The organism is Phytopseudomonas daroniae, from assembly GCF_004327285.1.
In the GTDB taxonomy this organism is placed as follows: Bacteria; Pseudomonadota; Gammaproteobacteria; order Pseudomonadales; family Pseudomonadaceae; genus Aquipseudomonas; species Aquipseudomonas daroniae.
In genome coordinates this window covers 15,838-35,506 of record NZ_QJUI01000027.1, presented here as the reverse complement: position 1 = coordinate 35,506, position 19,669 = coordinate 15,838, and the positions used below count along the sequence as shown (strand labels likewise).

Below are 19,669 nucleotides of genomic sequence, written 5' to 3'. Positions count from 1 at the left end.
GGCCATCCACTCCTTTCCTGACCTGAGCATGGCGCGCCCGCTGCGGCTGGCGCGTGCCTTGCGGACGGATATGCCCATGCAGCAAGACATCATTCTGGAAATGCGCGGCATCACCAAGACGTTCCCGGGCGTGAAGGCCCTGAACAACGTCAACCTCAAGGTGCACCGCGGCGAGATCCATGCCCTGTGCGGTGAGAACGGCGCCGGCAAATCGACCCTGATGAAGGTGCTCAGCGGTGTCTATCCCCACGGCAGCTACGAGGGCGAGATCGTTTACGAAGGCAAACCGCTGGCATTCACCGGCATCCGCGACAGCGAGCGGGAAGGGATCATCATCATTCACCAGGAGCTCGCTCTGGTGCCGTTGCTGTCAATCGCCGAGAACCTGTTTCTCGGCAACGAGATCGCCAGCAACGGCGTGATCGACTGGCCGGAGGTCTATCAGCGCACCGAGGTGCTGCTGAAAAAGGTCGGCCTCGACGAAATCGCCACTATGCCGGTCGAGAAGCTCGGCGTGGGCAAGCAGCAACTGGTGGAGATCGCCAAGGCGCTGGCCAAGGACGTCAAGCTGCTGATTCTCGACGAGCCCACCGCGGCGCTGCAGGAAAACGACAGTCAGAAGCTGCTCGATCTGTTGCTGGAGCTCCGCGCCCAGGGCATTTCCTCGATTCTGATTTCCCACAAGCTCAATGAAGTCAGTCGTGTGGCCGACAGCATCACGGTGCTACGCGACGGCGCCTCGGTGAGCAGCATGGATTGCCATAGCGAAGCGGTCAGCGAGGAAACCATCATTCGCGGCATGGTCGGCCGCGACATGGAGAACCGCTACCCGGATCGCACCCCCGAGATCGGCGAAACCCTGCTGGAGATCCGTGACTGGAATGTCTGGCACCCGGAATCGGCATCCCGGCAGATGATCCGCAACGTCAACCTCAGTGTGGCTGCCGGTGAAGTGGTCGGCATCGCCGGGCTGATGGGGGCAGGGCGCACCGAGCTGGCCATGAGCGTGTTCGGCAAGAGTTACGGGCGCAACATCTCCGGCTCCGTGCACCTGCGCGGCAAGGAAATCGATGTGTCCACGGTGCGCCGCGCCGTGGACAACGGCATCGCCTACGTCACCGAGGATCGCAAGTCCCTCGGGCTGGTGCTCGACGAGAGCATTCTCTGCAACACCACCCTGGCCAACCTCGCCGGCGTGTCGAGCTTTGGGGTGATCGACGAGCACGAGGAACGACGCGTCGCCGAGCAGTACCGCGAAGCGCTGCACATCCGCACGCCCGGGGTATTCCAGAGGGTGCTCAACCTGTCCGGTGGCAACCAGCAGAAGGTGGTGCTCAGCAAATGGCTGTTCGCCAAACCCGAGGTGCTGATTCTCGATGAGCCGACCCGGGGCATCGATGTCGGCGCCAAGTTCGAGATCTACAGCCTGATCAACCAACTCGCCGCCAGCGGCAAGGGCGTGATCATCATTTCTTCGGAAATGCCCGAACTGCTGGGCATGTGCGACCGTATCTACGTAATGAACGAAGGCGCCTTCCTGGGCGAACTGGCGCGCGAAGACGCGAGCCAGGAAAAGATCATGTCGATGATCGTCAAGGCGTGAGCGAGGTGAACGCAATGGAAACCAAAACCCAAGCGGCTCGGCCCTCGTTGCTGGCCCACCTGAAGAACCATGTGCGTGACTACGGCATGTTGCTGACGCTGGTGGTCATCATGGCGCTCTTCGAGGTGCTGACCGACGGCACGCTGATGCGCCCGGTGAACCTGACCAACCTGTTCCTGCAGAACAGCTACATCATCATCATGGCGCTGGGCATGCTGCTGGTGATCGTTTCCGGGCACATCGACCTGTCGGTGGGCTCGGTGGTCGGCTTCGTCGGTGCGGCAGCCGCGGTGATGATGGTGCAGTGGGGCTGGCCGACCTCGGTGGTGGTGCCGGTCTGCCTGCTGATGGGCTGCCTGATCGGCGCTGCCCAGGGCTACTGGATCGCCTATTGGCAGATTCCTTCGTTCATCGTCACCCTGGCCGGCATGCTGGTGTTCCGCGGCCTGACCCTGGCGGTACTCGATGGCCAATCGGTCGGCCCGTTCTCGAGCAGCTTCCAGTTGATGAGCAACGGCTTCATCCCGGACATCTTCAGCGATACGCGGCCGAACATCACTGCCATCGTGCTGGGCGTGCTCGCCGCCGTGTTGATCATCTACCTGGCAGTGCGCGCCCGTCGTCGTGCCAAGCGCTACGGCATCGTCGACGAGCCGGCGCTGTTCTTCGTCATCAAGAACGGCCTGATCGCCGGTGCCATCGTCTACATCGCCTACCTGCTGGCCACCTACCGCGGTCTGCCGAACGTACTGATCATCATGGCCATGCTGATCAGCGCCTACACCTTCCTGACCAACCGTACCACCCTTGGCCGGCGCATCTACGCCATCGGCGGCAACGTCAAGGCGGCCAAGCTGTCGGGCATCAACACCGAGCGCCTGACCTTCTTCGCCTTCGTCAACATGGGCATGCTCGCCGCCCTGGCCGGGCTGATCTTCGCTGCGCGGCTGAACACCGCCACGCCCAAGGCCGGGGTGTCCTTCGAGCTGGACGTGATCGCCGCGGTGTTCATCGGCGGCGCCTCGATGTCGGGCGGCGTGGGCAAGATCATCGGCGCGGTGATCGGCGCCCTGATCATGGGTGTCATGAACAACGGCATGTCGATCCTGGGGATCGGTATCGAGTGGCAGCAGGTGATCAAGGGCCTGGTGCTACTGGCTGCGGTGATCTTCGACGTGGTCAACAAGAACAAATCCCGCTGAGGTATTAGGCCATGAATAGTCAGAATCTGACCCCAGGCAAGGCCGTGTATGCCGACCTGGCCACGCGCACCGTGCTGATTTCCGGTGGCGCCACCGGTATTGGCCGGGCATTGGTGGAGGCCTTCGCCCGCCAGGGCGCACGAACCGCTTTCGTCGATATCGACGACAAGCACGGCCAGGCCCTGGCCAGCCAGTTGAGCGAGGAGGGGCATCAGGTGCGCTTCCTGCGCTGCGATATCACCGATATCAAGGCTTATCAGGCGGCCATCCACAAGATCGCCGAACAGTTCGGGCCGATCACCGCATTGCTCAACAATGCCGCCAACGACGTTCGCCATGCCCTGGACTCGATCAGCGTCGAACGCTTCGACGACCTGATCGCCGTCAACCTGCGCCACGCCACGTTCGCCACCCAGGCGGTGGTGCCGATGATGCGCCAGGCCGGCGGCGGCTCGATCATCAACTTCGGCTCGGTCGGCTGGATGATGGCTTCGGCCGGTTACCCGGTGTACGCGGCGAGCAAGGCCGCCGTGCATGGCCTGACCCGTGGCCTGGCGCGCGATCTGGGCAAGGATCGGATCCGCGTCAACACCCTGGTGCCGGGCTGGGTGATGACCGAGAAGCAGCTGGCCATGTGGGTCGACGAATCGGCCAAGGAGCAGATCAGGCAGAACCAGTGCATGCCCGGCCAACTGCTGCCCGAGCATATCGCCGACATGGCGCTGTTCCTGGCTTCCGACGCGGCGGCGATGTGCACGGCGCAGAATTTCATTGTCGACGGAGGCTGGGTATGAGCACCTTCAAAGCGGCGGTCTGGCCACGCAAGCTGCGTTCCACCGAATGGTTCGGCGGCAACTCGCGGGATCACATCTACCACCGCAGCTGGATGAAGAATCAGGGGCTGCCGGCCGATCTGTTCGACGGCCGGCCAGTGATCGGCATCTGCAACACCTGGTCGCAGCTGACGCCCTGCAATGCACATCTGCGTGATCTGGCCGAACGCGTCAAGCACGGCATCTACGAAGCCGGTGGCCTGCCGCTGGAGTTCCCGGTGTTCTCGGCCGGGGAAAGCTCGCTGCGGCCGACCGCGATGATGTACCGCAACATGGCGGCGATGGACGTGGAAGAAGCGCTGCGCGCCAACCCGCTGGACGGTGTGGTGCTGCTGGCCGGCTGCGACAAGACCACCCCGGCGCTGCTGATGGGCGCGGCGAGCGTGGATATTCCGGCCATCGTGGTGTCCGGCGGGCCGATGCTCAATGGCTGGTTCCGTGGCGAACGGGTCGGCTCGGGCACCGCCCTGTGGCAGATGTCGGAAGACATCAAGGCCGGCAAGATGAGCCGCGAGGACTTTCTCGAAGCCGAGCAGTCGATGTCCCGTTCGCCCGGCTCCTGTAACACCATGGGTACCGCCAGCACCATGGCCAGCATGGCCGAAGCCCTGGGCATGGCGCTGTCCGGCAATGCGGCGATTCCGGCGGTGGACAGCCGCCGCCGTGTGGTGGCGCACCTGACCGGGCGGCGCATCGTGCAGATGGTCAAGGACGATCTCAAACCATCCGACATCATGACCCGCCACGCTTTCGAGAACGCCATCCGGGTCAATGGCAGCATCGGTGGTTCGACCAATGCGGTCATCCACCTGCTGGCCATCGCCGGCCGCGTCGGTGTCGACCTGACCCTGGATGACTGGGATCGCCTCGGTCAGGACATTCCCACCATCGTCAACCTGATGCCGTCGGGCAAATACCTGATGGAGGAGTTCTTCTACGCCGGTGGTCTGCCGGTGGTGATTCGTATGCTCGGCGAGGGCGGCAAGCTGCACAAGAGCGCGCTGACCGTGTCCGGCGAAACCATCTGGGAGGAGGTCAAGGACGTACGCAACTGGAACGAGGACGTCATCCGCCCGATTGATCAGGCGCTCACCGCCAAGGGCGGGATCGCCGTGCTGCGTGGCAACCTGGCACCTCGCGGCGCAGTGCTCAAACCCTCGGCAGCGTCGCCGCACCTGATGCAGCACCGTGGCCGCGCCGTGGTGTTCGAAGACATCGACGACTACAAGGTGAAGATCAACGACGAGAGCCTGGATATCGACGAGCACTGTGTGATGGTGCTGAAGAACTGCGGCCCGCGCGGTTATCCGGGCATGGCCGAGGTGGGCAATATGGGCCTGCCGCCCAAGGTGCTGCGCAAGGGCATCACCGACATGGTACGGATCTCCGATGCGCGGATGAGCGGCACCGCCTACGGCACCGTGGTGTTGCACACCACGCCGGAAGCGGCCGCTGGTGGGCCGCTGGCGGTGGTACGCGATGGCGACATGATCGAGCTCGATGTGGAGGCCAGGCGCATTCACCTGGACATCCCCGAGGCCGAACTGCGGCAGCGTCTGGCCGAGTGGCAGCCAACCATCGAGCCGCCCACCAGCGGATACATCAAGCTGTTCCACGATCATGTTCAGGGTGCCGATAGTGGTGCGGACTTCGATTTCCTCAAGGGCTGCCGCGGTGCCGGCATTCCCAAAGACAGCCACTGAGACTTGCGAGAGGAAATCGAAGATGACAGAGATCAGCCAGGCTGCGATCAGCTGGATTGCCGTCGATTGGGGCACCTCCCAGGTGCGTGCGTGGGCACTCTCCGATAGCGGGGAGGTTCTCCAGCGCGCTTCATCGGCGCGCGGCATGAGTACCCTGACGCCGGATCAGTTCGAAGGCGCGCTGCTCGAATTGATCGGCGGCTGGCTGGACGACAGGCGCGTTATCGACGTGATCGCCTGCGGCATGGTCGGTGCGCGGCAGGGCTGGCGTGAGGCCCCCTATGCCGAAGTGCCCTGTGCGCCGCAGGCGGTGGAGCGAATGGTCAGGCCCGAGGTGGCGGATGGACGCCTGCGTGTCTCGATCATCCCGGGATTGTGCCAGCGCGCGCCTGCCGATGTGCTGCGCGGCGAGGAAACCCAGATCGCCGGCCTGCTCGCCGAGCACCCCGATTACAGCGGCGTGATTTGCCTGCCGGGTACCCATAGCAAGTGGGTGGAGATTCGTGAGGGGCAGGTCATCGCTTTCCAGACATTCATGACCGGTGAGCTGTTCGCCTTGCTGAGCCAGCAGTCGGTGTTGCGCCACGGTATGCAGGGGGATGCTCGGCTTCTGGATCAGCAGGCTTTCGACACCGGGCTGCAAGCTGGGGCAGGGAAGGCGCAGCGGTTGGTCGGCGCTTTGTTCGGCCTGCGCGCCGAAGGCTTGCTCGAAGGGCTGGCACCGGTTGCCGCACGCTCTCGGCTATCTGGGTTGCTGATTGGCCAGGAGCTGGCTGCGCTGGATGAACGCTGGCGAGGTCAGCGGGTCTGTGTCATCGGCGACGGCGAATCGGCCGAGCGCTATCGGCATGCCCTCGATATCCTGGGCGTGGCGGCGCTGCCCGTGAGTGCCGAGCGCGTCACCCTGGCTGGCCTGACCGCTGCCCGTGAGCATATTCAACGAGGAGCCTAGAGATGGCTGCAAACTCGAACGGCACCAGCGCCGCACGTATCGCCGACGCACGCCTCTGCACCCTGGGCGAAGGGGTGTTCTGGCACCCGCAGCGCGAGCAACTGTTCTGGTTCGATATTCTCGGGCGACGCTTGCTCAGCCAGCAGGATGATCAGCCGCTGGAGTGGACATTCGATGAGCGTGTATCCGCCGCTGGCTGGATCGATGAGGAACTACTGCTGATTGCCAGCGAGACGGCGTTATCGACCTTCAATCTGGCCACCGGCGCACGGCAAAAGGTCTGCGCGCTGGAGGCGGATAATCCACTGACCCGCTCCAATGACGGCCGCGCCGATCCCTGGGGCGGTTTCTGGATCGGCACCATGGGCCTGAACGCCGAGAAGCAGGCCGGTGCCATCTACCGTTATTACCGTGGCGAGCGGCGCCGCTTGTTCGCCGCTATCAGCATCACCAACGCCATCTGTTTTTCGCCCGATCGGCGCTATGCCTATTTTGCCGACACCGCACGCCAGCAGATCTGGCGCCAGCCGCTGGACGAGCAGCACGGCTGGCCACAGGGCGAGGCGCAGCCGTTCATCGACGGTCGCGTGGCGGGCGTCAGCCCCGATGGCGCGGTGATCGACAGTCAAGGGCGTCTGTGGAGCGCGCAGTGGGGGGCCTCGCGTGTCGCTTGTTACGACACGGAGGGGCACTTTCAGCAGGCAGTGGCCTTTCCCGCTTCGCAGATTTCCTGCCCGGCATTTGGCGGGCCAGGCCTGTCGACCCTGTTCGCGACCTCCGCGCGCGATGGCCTCGACGACGAACAACTGGCTGCCGAGCCCCAGGCAGGCAAACTGTTTGCCGTGGAGCTGCAAGCACAGGGGCAGGCCGAGCATCGGGTCATCCTGTAGGCGCTCGGAACGATGGCAATACCAGGCAATACATCGAAAAATGCATGCCGCGCTCGCGTTACAGGCGCCCGGCGCGGTTTTCTGCGCATTTCTCCCTCTCAAGCCACTGCTGGAGGTAAATAGCCCGTAAAGAGGCTTTGCTTCGAGCCTTACAGTGCTTATCGTTCACGCTCCCCTAGGAAGCGATTGGCCCATGTCCGAAGTAAACACAACGCGCAGCACTCCATCCTCCAAACGTCAGTGGTTCATCGGTCTGCTCTTGCTGGCGTTGGTCATCGTCTTGATCTGGTGGTTCTGGCCGGCAAAAACGGCGCCTCAAGGCAACACGCGCTGGGGGTTCGATAATGTGCCGGTGCGCATCGCCCATGTCGAGTCGCGGGACTTCCCCATCGTGCTGAAAGCCCTGGGCACGGTCATCGCCTATAACACCGCCAACGTGCGTAGCCGAGTGGATGGCCAGTTGCTGAAGGTGCTCTTCAAGGACGGTCAGCCGGTCAAGGCCGGTGACGTGCTGGCGCAGATCGACCCGCGGCCGTTCGAGATCGCCCTGCAGCAGGCACAGGGCACGCTGGCGGAAAACCAGGCACAGCTGCGTAATGCCGAAAAGGATCTGGCGTTGTATCGCGGCCTGTTCGCCGAAGACTCCATCGCCCGGCAGACGCTGGATACCCAGGAAGCACTGGTCAACCAGTACCGTGGCGCGCTGCAGAACAACCAGGGCGCGGTGGCCGAGGCCAAGCTGAATCTGGACTTCACCAAGGTGCGCGCACCCATCGACGGCCGCCTGGGTATCCGTCAGGTCGACCAGGGCAACCTGGTGAACTCCGGTGACACCAATCCCATCGTGGTGATCACCCAGACGCTACCGATTTCCGTCACCTTCACGCTGCCCGAGGCCGAGCTGCCGGCCGTGCTGGCTCAGGTGCGCAACGAGCGCACCCTGGTCGTGCAAGCCTGGGATCGTGGTGAGAACAACCAACTGGCCGAAGGTGTGCTGGAGAGCCTGGACAACCAGATCGACACCACCACCGGTACGGTCAAGCTCAAGGCGCGCTTCGAGAACGCCGAGGAAATGCTGTTCCCCAACCAGTTCGTGAATACCCGCCTGCAGGTTTCGGTTCGCGAGAATGCCTTGCTGGTTCCTGTCGCGGCGCTGCAGTTCGGCGCCAACGGCACCTTCGTGTATGTCATCGACGCGGAAGACAAGGTAGAGGTTCGCAAGGTCAAGGTCGGCCCCGGCGACGGCGAGTTCACGGTGATCGAAGAGGGCGTCGCGGCCGCCGAGCGCGTGGTGGTCGAAGGTACCGATCGCCTGCGTGCAGGTAACAAGGTCGAGGTGATCGGCGAGGGTACTCGTGAGCCGTCGGCCACCGAAGAAAATGCACCGCGGGTGCGTAGCGCTTCATGAACGTCTCCCGCCTGTTCATCCTGCGACCGGTCGCCACCACCCTGATCATGCTGGCGATCTTCCTCAGTGGCGTGATCGCTTATCGGCTGCTGCCGGTGTCCGCATTGCCCGAAGTGGATTACCCGACCATTCGGGTGATGACCCTGTATCCCGGTGCCAGCCCCGATGTGATGACCAGCGCGGTGACTGCGCCGCTGGAGCGCCAGTTCGGGCAGATGGCCGGGCTGCAGCAGATGTCCTCGACCAGCTCCGGCGGCGCTTCGGTGATCACCCTGCGCTTCAATCTGGAAGTGCAACTGGACGTGGCCGAGCAGGAAGTACAGGCGGCGATCAATGGCGCCACCAACCTGTTGCCGAACGACCTGCCGGCGCCGCCGGTGTACAACAAGGTCAACCCGGCCGACACCCCGGTGCTGACCCTGGCGGTGACCTCCAAGGAGCTGCCGCTGCCCCAGGTCAATGACCTGGTCGACACCCGTCTGGCGCAGAAACTGGCGCAGACCACTGGCGTCGGTCTGGTATCCCTGGCCGGTGGCCAGCGTCCGGCGGTACGTATTCGCGTCAATCCCGAGGCCCTGGCGGCCTATGGCTTGAACCTTTCGGACGTGCGCTCGCTGGTCAATGCCAGCAACGTCAACCAGCCCAAAGGCAACTTCGACGGCCCGACGCGGGTCAGCCAGCTCGACGCCAACGACCAACTGCGCTCGGCCGACGAATACCGCGATCTGATCCTCACCTACGCCAATGGCGGCGCGCTGCGCTTGCGCGATGTCGCATCGATCGTCGATGGCGCGGAGAACCAGCGTCTCGCCGCCTGGGCCAATCGCAATGCGGCGGTGCTGGTCAATGTGCAGAGGCAGCCGGGCGCCAACGTCATCGACGTGGTGGATCGCATCCAGACCCTGCTGCCCAACCTGACTCAGGGCTTGCCGGCCAGCGTCGAGGTGACGGTGCTCACCGACCGCACCCAGACCATTCGCGCCGCGGTGCGCGATGTGCAGCACGAACTGTTGCTGGCCATCGCCCTGGTAGTGATGGTCACCTTCCTGTTCCTGCGCAAGGTCTCGGCGACGCTGATTCCCTCGGTAGTGGTGCCGCTGTCGCTGATCGGTACCTTCGGTGTGATGTACCTGGCGGGCTTCACGATCAACAACCTGACGCTGATGGCGTTGACCATCGCCACCGGTTTCGTGGTGGACGATGCCATCGTCATGCTGGAGAACATCGCCCGCCATCTGGAGGATGGCGAAACGCCGCTCAACGCTGCGCTCAAGGGCGCCAGGCAGATCGGTTTCACCCTGGTTTCGCTGACCCTGTCGCTGATCGCCGTGCTGATCCCGCTGCTGTTCATGGCCGATGTGGTAGGGCGGCTGTTCCGCGAATTCGCCATCACCCTGGCGGTGGCGATCCTCATCTCCCTGGTGATTTCCCTGACCCTGACGCCGATGATGTGCGCACGCCTGCTCAGGCACGAGCCGGAAGCGGAGCAGGGGCGTTTCTACAAGGCCAGCGGTGCGGTCATCGACCGCATGATCGAACGCTACTCGGTCGGCCTGCGCTGGGTACTGCGCCATCAACCGCTGACCCTGCTGGTGGCCATCGGCACCATGGCACTTACCGTGGTGCTTTATCTCGCCGTACCCAAGGGCTTCTTTCCGGTGCAGGACACCGGGGTGATCCAGGGTATTTCCGAGGCGCCGCAGTCGATTTCCTTCTCGGCCATGAGCGAACGCCAGCAGCGCCTGGCCGACGTGATCCTCAAGGATCCGGCGGTCGCCAGCCTGTCGTCCTACATTGGTGTGGACGGCGACAACCCGACCTTGAACAGCGGGCGCATGCTGATCAACCTCAAGCCCCACGCCGAGCGCGACCTCAGTGCCACCCAGGTGATCGAGCGGCTGCGTCCGGAGCTGGCCAAGCTCAGCGGCATCGAGCTGTTCCTGCAGCCGGTGCAGGATCTGAGCATCGAAGATCGGGTCAGCCGTACCCAGTTCCAGTTCAGCGTGGAATCACCCGACCCCGAGATGCTGGAAACCTGGTCGGCGAAATTGGTCGAGGCGCTGCGTCAGCAGCCAGAGCTCAGCGACGTCAACAGTGACCTGCAGAGCCGCGGCCTGCAGGCTTACCTGCGGATCGATCGCGACATGGCCGGGCGGCTCGGTGTCAGCGTTGCGGCTATCGATGATGCGCTCTACGACGCCTTTGGCCAGCGGCAGATCTCCACCATCTATACCCAGGCCAGCCAGTACCGCGTGGTGCTGGAAAGCGAAAATGGCGGCAGCATCGGCCCGGCGGCGCTGCGCCAGATCCATGTCGCCACTGCCGAGGGCGGTCAGGTGCCGCTGTCGTCCCTGGCCCATGTCGAGGAACGTGCGGCGAGCCTGTTGATCAACCATATCGGCCAGTTCCCGGCCGCCACGCTGTCGTTCAACCTCAGCCCTGGCGTCGCCCTGGGCGATGCGGTGGCGGTGATCGAGCGTGTGCAGCAGGACATCGAGATGCCGGTCAGCGTGCAGGTGAACTTCCAGGGCGCCGCCGAGGCTTTCCGCGCCTCGCTGTCGTCCACGCTGCTGCTGATCCTGGCGGCCATCGTCACCATGTACATCGTGCTCGGTGTGCTCTACGAGAGCTACATCCACCCGATCACCATTCTCTCCACGCTGCCGTCGGCCGGCGTTGGCGCCTTGCTGGCGCTGCTGCTGACCGGCAACGACCTGGGGTTGATCGCGATCATCGGTATCATCCTGCTGATCGGTATCGTCAAGAAGAACGCCATCATGATGATCGACTTCGCCCTGGAGGCGGAGCGACACCAGGGCATGACGCCCCATGACGCGATCTATCAGGCGGCGCTGCTGCGTTTCCGGCCGATTCTGATGACCACGCTGGCCGCGCTGTTCGGCGCGATTCCGCTGATGCTGGCTTCGGGATCCGGTGCCGAGCTGCGGCAGCCGCTGGGTCTGGTGATGGTCGGTGGCCTGCTGCTCAGCCAGGTGCTCACCCTGTTCACCACGCCGGTGATCTATCTGTACTTCGATCGGTTGTCGCGGCGTTTCAGCCGCCGTGGCACGGCGGGGGTGGTGGTATGAGCGGCAAGCTTCAAGCTTCAAGCTTCAAGCTAGAAGCAACAGCCAGCTTTGACTTGCAGCTTGCAGCTTGTGGCTTGCGGCTCAAAGCTGGCTTGCAGCTATGAATCTGTCAGCACCTTTCATCCGCCGTCCGGTGGCGACCCTGTTGCTGAGCCTGGCGATCATGCTGCTGGGCGGCGTCAGCTTCGGTTTGCTGCCGGTAGCGCCCCTGCCGAACATGGATTTCCCGGTGATCACCGTGCAGGCCAGCCTGCCCGGTGCCAGTCCGCAGGTGATGGCCGCCACGGTCGCCACGCCACTGGAGCGTTCCCTGGGCGCCATCGCTGGCGTCAGCCAGATGAACAGCAACAGCAGCCAGGGCAATACGCGGATCATGATCGAGTTCGATCTGGATCGTGATATCAACGCCGCGGCGCGGGAGGTGCAGGCGGCGATCAACGCCTCGCGTGAACTGCTGCCCAGCGGCATGCGCAGCATGCCGACCTACCGCAAGATCAATCCGTCCCAGGCACCGATCATGGTGCTTTCGCTGACCTCGACGGTGCTCGACAAGGGCCAGCTGTACGACGTCGCCTCGACCATCGTCGGCCAGAAACTGTCGCAGGTCAGCGGCGTCGGCGAAGTGCAGATCGGCGGCAGCTCGCTACCTGCCGTACGGGTGGCCCTGGAGCCGCGGTTGCTGGATCAGTACGGCGTGGCGCTGGACGATGTACGTGCGACCATCGCCGCGGCCAACGCCAAGCGTCCCAAGGGCGCCGTGGAGGACGAGCAGCGGCATTGGCAGGTGCAGGCCAATGACCAGTTGGAGCGCGCCGCCGATTACCAGCCGATGATCATCCGCTACCAGGACGGTGCGGCGATCCGCCTGGGTGACGTCGCCCAGGTCACCGATGGCGTGCAGGATCGCTACAACAGCGGCTTCTACAATGACAAACAGGCCGTGCTGGTGGTAGTGAACCGCCAGAGCGGGGCGAACATCATCCAGACCGTTGCCGGCATCCGCGCGTTGCTGCCGGAGCTGCGCGGGGTGATCCCGGCCAGCGCCGACCTGGAAGTGGCGATGGATCGCTCGCCGGTGATTCGCGCCACGCTCAAGGAAGCCGAGCACACCCTGCTGATCGCCGTGGCGCTGGTGATCCTCGTGGTGTTCGCGTTTCTCGGCCGCTGGCGCGCCGCGCTGATTCCCGCCCTGGCGGTACCGGTCTCGCTGGTCGGCTCGTTCGCGGCGATGTACCTGCTCGGTTTCTCCCTGAACAACCTGTCGCTGATGGCGCTGATCATCGCCACCGGTCTGGTGGTGGACGATGCCATCGTCGTGCTGGAGAACATCTCCCGGCATATCGAGGCCGGTGAAACGCCCATGGCCGCAGCCTTCAAGGGCTCACGCGAGGTGGGTTTCACGTTGCTGTCGATGAACGTCTCGCTGGTGGCGGTGTTTCTGTCGATCCTGTTTATGGGCGGGCTGGTCGAGCGGCTGTTCCGCGAGTTTTCCATCACCCTGGCGGTGGCCATCGTCATTTCCCTGCTGGTATCGCTGACGCTCACGCCGATGTTGTGCGCGCGTTGGCTGAAGCCCGAGCCCAGGCGCGAAGAACACCAGGCAGGACGTCTTCAGGTCATCGGTGCGCGTGTGCTGCGTGCTTATGAACGCAGCCTGGAGTGGGCCTTGCGTCATTCGCTGCTGATGCTGATCAGTCTGTTCGCGACCATCGCGCTGAACGTCTTCCTGTTCGTCAGCATCCCGAAAACCTTCATGCCGCAGCAGGATACCGGCCAGTTGATGGGCTTCATCCGCGGCGACAACGGGCTGTCTTTCCAGGTGATGCAACCGAAGATGGAGGCTTATCGCCGTTCGATTCTGGCCGACCCGGCAGTGGAAAGCGTGGCGGGCTTCATTGGCGGTAACAGCGGTATCAATAACGCGATCATGATCGTGCGCCTCAAGCCGCTCAAGGAGCGCGACCTGTCGGCACAGCAGGTGATCGACCGCCTGCGTGCCAATGCACCGAAGATTCCGGGGGGGCGGATGTTCCTCATGCCCGATCAGGATCTGCAGGTCGGCGGGCGCCAGGGGCGTAGCTCGGAGAACGAATATATGCTGTTGTCGGGCGATCTCGACGCTCTGCGCGAATGGTTGCCGAAGGTGCGTGAGGCATTGCGGGCGCTGCCTGAACTGACCGATATCGATGCGTCCGAAGACGGCGGTGCGCCACAGATCCGCCTGGTGGTCGACCGTGGCGAGGCCAAACGCCTGGGTATCGACATGAGCCTGGTGACTGGCGTGCTCAATAATGCGTTCAGCCAGCGGCAGATCTCCACTATCTACGACAGCCTCAACCAGTACAGCGTGGTCATGGAGATCAACCCGCGCTACGCCCAGAGCCCCGAAGCACTCGCGCAGATCCAGTTGATCACCGCGGACGGCGCGCGCGTGCCGTTGTCATCCATCGCCCATTGGGAGCGCAGCCTCGAGGATGATCGCATCAGCCACCAGGGGCAGTTCGCGGTCGAGAACATCGGCTTTTCCCTGGCGGAGGGCGTCAGCCTCGATCAGGCTACCCAGGCCATCGACCGCGCAGTGGCGCGGATCAGCCTGCCCAACGAGGTGCAGGGCACGCTGGGTGGTACCGGTGCGGCGTTCCAGCAGACGCAGCAGAACCAGCCGTGGATGATTCTGATGTCGCTGGTGGTGGTGTACGTCGTGCTCGGCATTCTCTACGAGAGCTACGTGCATCCGCTGACCATTCTCTCGACGCTGCCGTCGGCTGGCGTCGGCGCATTGCTCGCTTTGCAGCTGCTCAATACCGAATTCAGCCTGATCTCGCTGCTCGGTCTGTTCCTGCTGATCGGGGTGGTGAAGAAGAATGCCATCCTGATGGTCGACCTGGCGCTGCAACTGGAGCGCAACGAACACCTGAGTCCGGCCGACTCGATTCGCCGCGCCTGCCTGCTGCGCTTCCGGCCGATCATGATGACCACCCTGGCCGCGTTGCTCGGCGCCTTACCGCTGGTGCTCGGCAGCGCCGAAGGTTCGGAAATGCGCCAGCCGCTGGGTATCACCATCGTCGGCGGGCTGATACTCAGCCAACTGCTTACGCTTTACACCACCCCGGTGGTCTACCTCTATCTCGACCGCCTGCGCCATCGGGTCAACCGCTGGCGTGGCGTGCGCACCGATGCCGCTTTGGAAACGCCTCTATGACCCATGCAACCCACCGTACCCTTGGCCTGCTGGCGCTGAGCATCGCCCTGGCCGGCTGTGCCATCGGCCCCGACTACCAGCGTCCGGAAATCAGTACGCCGGCGCAATTCAAGCAGGCCGAAGGCTGGAAGGCCGCCGTGCCTGCCGATGCTCTGGAGCGCGGCGCCTGGTGGGAGCTGTATGGCGATGGCGAGCTCAATGCGCTGGTTGGGCGCCTGAACGTGTCCAACCAGACCCTGGCCGCCTCCGAGGCTCAATACCGTCAGGCTCGTGCGCTACTGCGTAGCGGGCGCGCGGCGTTCCTGCCGACGCTGTCGACCAGTGCCGGCATGACCCGGGCCGGGCAGGGCGGTGGCGACAGTACGTTGCGTACCGCCGACGGTTTCAGTGTCGAAGGCTCCAATACGGCGAGCATCTCCAAGAGCTATGACCTGAGCCTCAACGCCAGCTGGGAACTGGACGTGTGGGGCAAGCTGCGTCGCGGTCTGGAATCCAACCGCGCTGCCTTCGAGGCCAGCGCGGCCGACCTGGCAGCCGTACGCCTGAGCCTGCAATCCGAACTGGTGCAGAGTTACCTGCAACTGCGCGTGCTGGATGAGCAGCAGCGCCTGCTCGATGCTACGGTCGCTGCCTACCAGCGTTCGCTGCGGCTGACCGAAAACCAGTACCGGGCCGGTATCGTGCCGCGCTCCGACGTCAGTCAGGCGCTGACCCAGCTGCGCAGTACCGAGGCCCAGGCCGTCGACCTGCAATGGCAGCGGGCGCAGCTCGAACACGCCATCGCCGTGCTGATTGGCGTGCCGCCCAGCGATGTGAGCATTGCTCAGCGCGAAAGCTTGCCTGCATTGCCGCAGGTGCCGGCGAGCGTGCCTTCCCAATTGCTGGAGCGCCGCCCTGATGTGGCGGCCGCCGAACGTCGGGTTATCGCCGCGAATGCCGAGATCGGCGTGGCCAAGGCCGCCTGGTTTCCCGATCTGACACTGTCCGCTGCTGGCGGCTATCGCGGCAGCAGCTTCTCCGACTGGGTCAACCTGCCCAACCGCTTCTGGTCGGTCGGGCCGCAGCTGGCCCTGACCTTGTTCGATGGCGGGCGCCGCAGTGCCGAGAGTGAGCGGGTCGAAGCTGCCTACGAGCAGACCGTCGCCCAGTACCGCCAGGCCGTGCTCGACAGCTTCCGCGAGGTCGAGGATTACCTGGTGCAGCAGCGCGTACTCGGACGCGAGATGGAGGTGCAGTCGCAAGCGCTGGACGCCGCGCGCGAATCCCTGCGCCTGATCGAGAACCAGTACCGTGCCGGTACCGTCGACTACAACAGTGTGGTCAACATACAAGCCACGGCGCTGAGCAACGAACGCAGCAGCCTGACGCTATTGGGCAGCCGCCTGACGGCCAGCGTGCAACTGATCACCGCGTTGGGCGGCGGTTGGGATACGCTGAACCTTTCGCCGGCCGACGAATAGTCTGGGAATGGGGCTCTGGCCATTGGTGACTATTCGTGACTGTTTAGTTCGCGGCGTTTTTCGCTAAAATTCCATACGTGATGTCGCGTTATTGTGCGTACGCCCTTGTACGCAAGCGAGTATGTGCCCATACGGATATAGGTGTGTGGTGGCTGTTGATTCGGCGATCCGGCAACTCGGTGCATGGCGGCACGCCGTTCCTTATTGAGAGTTGCAATGCTGACGGGTAGCTACGACCTTTCCCTGGTTCTGATTTCTCTGTGCGTGGCGATCCTGGCCTCCTATACGGCGCTGGATCTGAGCGGGCGCATCGCTACCGCCAAGAGCTCTGCGGTTCCGCTGTGGATCGGTGGTGGAGCGCTGGCCATGGGGATCGGCATCTGGTCGATGCATTTCATCGGTATGCTTGCCTTCAGCCTGCCGATCCCCCTGGGGTATGACCTGGCCATCACCTTGTTGTCTCTGACCATCGCCATGCTCGCCTCGGGGTTTGCCCTGTGGCTGGTCAGTCAGGCGCGGATGCCGCTCTGGCACTGGTTGCTCGGTGCGCTGGTGATGGGCGCGGGCATCAGTTCGATGCATTACATCGGCATGCAGGCGCTGATGATACAGCCGGGTATCGACTACGATCCGCTGCTGTTCGCGCTGTCTCTGCTGATTGCCGTACTGGCGTCCGCCGCAGCGCTATGGATCGCTTTTCGGCTGCGCCGGCATACGCCTTTCGTCCATCTGGCACGGGGTGGGGCAGCGGTGATCATGGGCTTTGCCATCGTCGGCATGCACTACACCGGCATGGCTGCCGCCAACTTTCCCGCCGACAGTTTCTGTGGTGCAGCGAATAGCGGGCTGGATACCGGCTGGCTGGCCAGCCTGATCATCATCGTCACCCTGGCGGTGCTGGCCATCGCCTTGCTCACCTCGGTGCTCGATGCGCGTCTGGAGGCGCAGACCGCGATGTTGAACAGCTCGCTGGCCGAGGCCAATCAGGAACTGACCTTGCTGGCCCTGCACGACAACCTGACGCGCTTGCCCAATCGCCTGCTGCTGGAGGATCGCATCGAGCAGAGCATGCACAAGATCCGTCGCAATGGCGGGCACTTCGCGCTGATGTTCATGGATCTGGATGGCTTCAAGCCGGTCAACGACGCATTCGGTCACCATGTCGGCGACCTGTTGCTGAGGGAGGTCGGTCAGCGCCTGCAGCGCAGCCTGAGGGCTCAGGACACCCTGGCACGAGTAGGCGGGGATGAATTCGTCCTGCTTGCCGAACTGGGCGAGCGCGACGATGCGGCCACCATCGCCGGGCAGATCGTCGTGTTGCTCGGTCAGCCTTTCCAGGTGGCCGAACATGAGCTGAGAGTCTCGACCAGCGTAGGTATCGCCCTGTATCCGGGCGATGGCGACGATCGGCAGGAGTTGTTGAGAAATGCCGATGCGGCGATGTATCACGCCAAGGGTACCGGCAAGAACGATTACAGCTTCTTCGAAGCGTCGATGAACGCCAATGCGCATAACCAACTGCAACTGCTGCATGACCTGCGCGCGGCCCTGGCGAATGAAGAGTTCGTGCTGCATTACCAGCCCAAGTTCGATGCGCTCAATGGCCAGCCGATCGGTGCCGAGGCGCTACTGCGCTGGCAACACCCCGTGCGTGGGTTGCTGGCCCCGGATACCTTCATCCCCCTGGCCGAGCGCACCGGGCTGATCATTGCCATCGGCGAATGGGTGCTGCGACAGGCATGCCGTCAGATGCAGCAGTGGTATGCCGCCGGGCATCGCGATTGGCGTGTGGCGGTCAACCTGTCGGCGTTGCAGTTCTCCCATGCCGGCCTGCTGGGCAGTGTGGCCGGAGCCTTGGCCGAGCACGCCCTGCCGGCCAATTGCCTGACTCTGGAAATCACCGAAACCATCGCCATGAGCGATGCCGACGCCAGTATGCTGGTGCTGCAGCAGCTTGCCGACATGGGCGTCGACCTGTCCATCGACGATTTCGGCACCGGCTATTCCAGCCTGCTCTACCTCAAGCGTCTGCCGGCCAATGAGCTGAAAATCGATCGTGGCTTCGTCCGCGAACTGGAACACGACAGCGACGATGCGGCGATTATTTCCGCCATCGTTGCCCTGGGTCGGGCTCTGAATCTGCGCATCGTCGCCGAAGGCGTGGAAACGCCCAGCCAGCAGAACTTCCTGACTGGCCTGGGTTGCGATTCGTTGCAGGGTTTTCTGCTTGGCCGGCCGTTGCCGGCCGACGAATTCATGGGCGCCATCGATCAGGCTCGAGCGGACAGGGCGAACGCTGCTACGAGTTGATCGGCGGGCTGGCATCAGCCCCGTAGCCAGATGCCTTTGCCGTTCAGGCGCTCGCGGTCATGGGCGATGTTGAAGTCCAGTAGTGGCCCCTTGGGCACGATGCTGGTGGGATTGATGGTCTGGTGGCTGGCGTAGTAGTGATGCCGGATATGCCACATGTCCACGGTGGCCGCCACGCCCGGCCACTGGTACAGCTCGCGCAGCCAGTTGCTCAGGTTCGGGTAGTCGACGATACGCCGCAGGTTGCACTTGAAGTGGCCGTGGTACACGGCATCGAAGCGCACCAGGGTAGTGAACAGGCGCCAGTCGGCTTCGGTCAGGTATTCGCCGGTCAGGTAGCGTGATTGGCCCAGGCGGGTTTCCAGCACCGACAGTTCGCCGAACAGTTCATCGAACGCTTCTTCGTAAGCTGCCTGGGTCGTGGCGAAACCGGCGCGGTAGACGCCATTGTTGACGCTCGGGTAGATGCGCGTATTGAGCGCATCGATATCGGCGTGCAACGCCTGCGGATAGAAATCCAGGCGATTGCCGGTAAGCCCGTCGAATGCCGAGTTGAACATGCGGATGATCTCCGCCGACTCGTTGCTGACGATGCGCTGCTGCTTCTTGTCCCACAGCAGGGGCACGGTGACCCGGCCTGTGTAATCGGGGTCGTCCTGGGTATAGCGCTGGTACAGAAAGGCGAAATCATCCAGGGCGTCACCGCTGGAGCCATGCTCGGCGTCGAACGTCCAACCGTTCTCGAGCATCAGCCAGCTCACCACCGATACCTCTATCAGCTCCTCAAGATCCTTGAGGGCACGCAGGATCAGCGTGCGATGGGCCCACGGACAGGCCAGAGACACGTACAGGTGATAGCGGTCGGCTTCGGCGGCGAACCCGCCTTCGCCTGTAGGGCCGGGCGATCCATCGGCGGTGATCCAGTTGCGCCGCTGGGCGTTCTCCCGCTTGAAGCGGCCACCGGCGCCGGTGTCATACCATTGGTCGTGCCATTGGCCTTCGATCAGCAGTCCCATG

At 63.6% G+C, this 19,669-nt stretch carries 12 protein-coding genes; 11 read left to right on the top strand and 1 reads right to left on the bottom strand.

The genetic code is table 11. From position 1 onward, the window contains the following. The first annotated feature begins 76 nt into the window (after positions 1-76). The 11 genes from mmsA to DNK06_RS22440 all read left to right on the top strand — a co-directional run bounded on the left by mmsA (position 77) and on the right by DNK06_RS22440 (position 18,652). Positions 77-1,603: a multiple monosaccharide ABC transporter ATP-binding protein gene (gene mmsA / locus DNK06_RS22490; RefSeq protein WP_131182222.1), complete on the top strand. Its 1,527-nt coding sequence runs from the start codon at positions 77-79 to the stop codon at positions 1,601-1,603. 14 nt (positions 1,604-1,617) lie between these two features. Beyond that, a complete protein-coding gene (gene mmsB, locus DNK06_RS22485) occupies positions 1,618-2,805 on the top strand; it encodes a multiple monosaccharide ABC transporter permease (RefSeq protein WP_131182221.1) in 1,188 nt (395 codons plus the stop codon). A gap of 11 nt (positions 2,806-2,816) precedes the next feature. Then, a complete protein-coding gene (locus DNK06_RS22480; protein WP_131182220.1) occupies positions 2,817-3,599 on the top strand; it encodes an SDR family NAD(P)-dependent oxidoreductase in 783 nt (260 codons plus the stop codon). Then, entirely contained in the window at positions 3,596-5,341 is a 1,746-nt protein-coding gene (gene araD, locus DNK06_RS22475; RefSeq protein ID WP_131182219.1) for an L-arabinonate dehydratase, read from the top strand. Before DNK06_RS22480 ends, araD begins: the two co-directional genes overlap by 4 nt. A gap of 22 nt (positions 5,342-5,363) precedes the next feature. After that, the gene (locus tag DNK06_RS22470) at positions 5,364-6,293 is read left to right on the top strand and encodes a 2-dehydro-3-deoxygalactonokinase (RefSeq protein WP_131182218.1); all 930 of its coding nucleotides are present in this window, start codon (positions 5,364-5,366) and stop codon (positions 6,291-6,293) included. A gap of 2 nt (positions 6,294-6,295) precedes the next feature. Continuing rightward, the gene (locus tag DNK06_RS22465; RefSeq protein WP_131182217.1) at positions 6,296-7,183 is read left to right on the top strand and encodes an SMP-30/gluconolactonase/LRE family protein; all 888 of its coding nucleotides are present in this window, start codon (positions 6,296-6,298) and stop codon (positions 7,181-7,183) included. A gap of 193 nt (positions 7,184-7,376) precedes the next feature. Next, the gene (locus tag DNK06_RS22460; protein WP_131182216.1) at positions 7,377-8,591 is read left to right on the top strand and encodes an MdtA/MuxA family multidrug efflux RND transporter periplasmic adaptor subunit; all 1,215 of its coding nucleotides are present in this window, start codon (positions 7,377-7,379) and stop codon (positions 8,589-8,591) included. Further along, positions 8,588-11,680: an MdtB/MuxB family multidrug efflux RND transporter permease subunit gene (locus DNK06_RS22455; protein ID WP_131182215.1), complete on the top strand. Its 3,093-nt coding sequence runs from the start codon at positions 8,588-8,590 to the stop codon at positions 11,678-11,680. The genes DNK06_RS22460 and DNK06_RS22455 overlap by 4 nt, the downstream gene beginning before the upstream one ends. 100 nt (positions 11,681-11,780) lie before the next feature. Continuing rightward, the gene (locus tag DNK06_RS22450) at positions 11,781-14,882 is read left to right on the top strand and encodes an efflux RND transporter permease subunit (RefSeq protein ID WP_131182214.1); all 3,102 of its coding nucleotides are present in this window, start codon (positions 11,781-11,783) and stop codon (positions 14,880-14,882) included. Next, positions 14,879-16,342 (top strand): efflux transporter outer membrane subunit, encoded by a 1,464-nt coding sequence (locus DNK06_RS22445; protein WP_131182213.1) that lies wholly within the window; start codon positions 14,879-14,881, stop codon positions 16,340-16,342. The genes DNK06_RS22450 and DNK06_RS22445 overlap by 4 nt, the downstream gene beginning before the upstream one ends. A gap of 216 nt (positions 16,343-16,558) precedes the next feature. Further along, positions 16,559-18,652 (top strand): putative bifunctional diguanylate cyclase/phosphodiesterase, encoded by a 2,094-nt coding sequence (locus tag DNK06_RS22440; protein WP_131182212.1) that lies wholly within the window; start codon positions 16,559-16,561, stop codon positions 18,650-18,652. Between the two features lie 14 nt (positions 18,653-18,666). Here DNK06_RS22440 and DNK06_RS22435 read toward each other — a convergent pair whose 3' ends face one another. Further along, on the bottom strand, positions 18,667-19,668 hold the full coding sequence (locus DNK06_RS22435; RefSeq protein WP_131182211.1) for a glutathione S-transferase family protein: 1,002 nt from the start codon (positions 19,666-19,668) through the stop codon (positions 18,667-18,669). Between the last annotated feature and the right edge of the window lies 1 nt (position 19,669).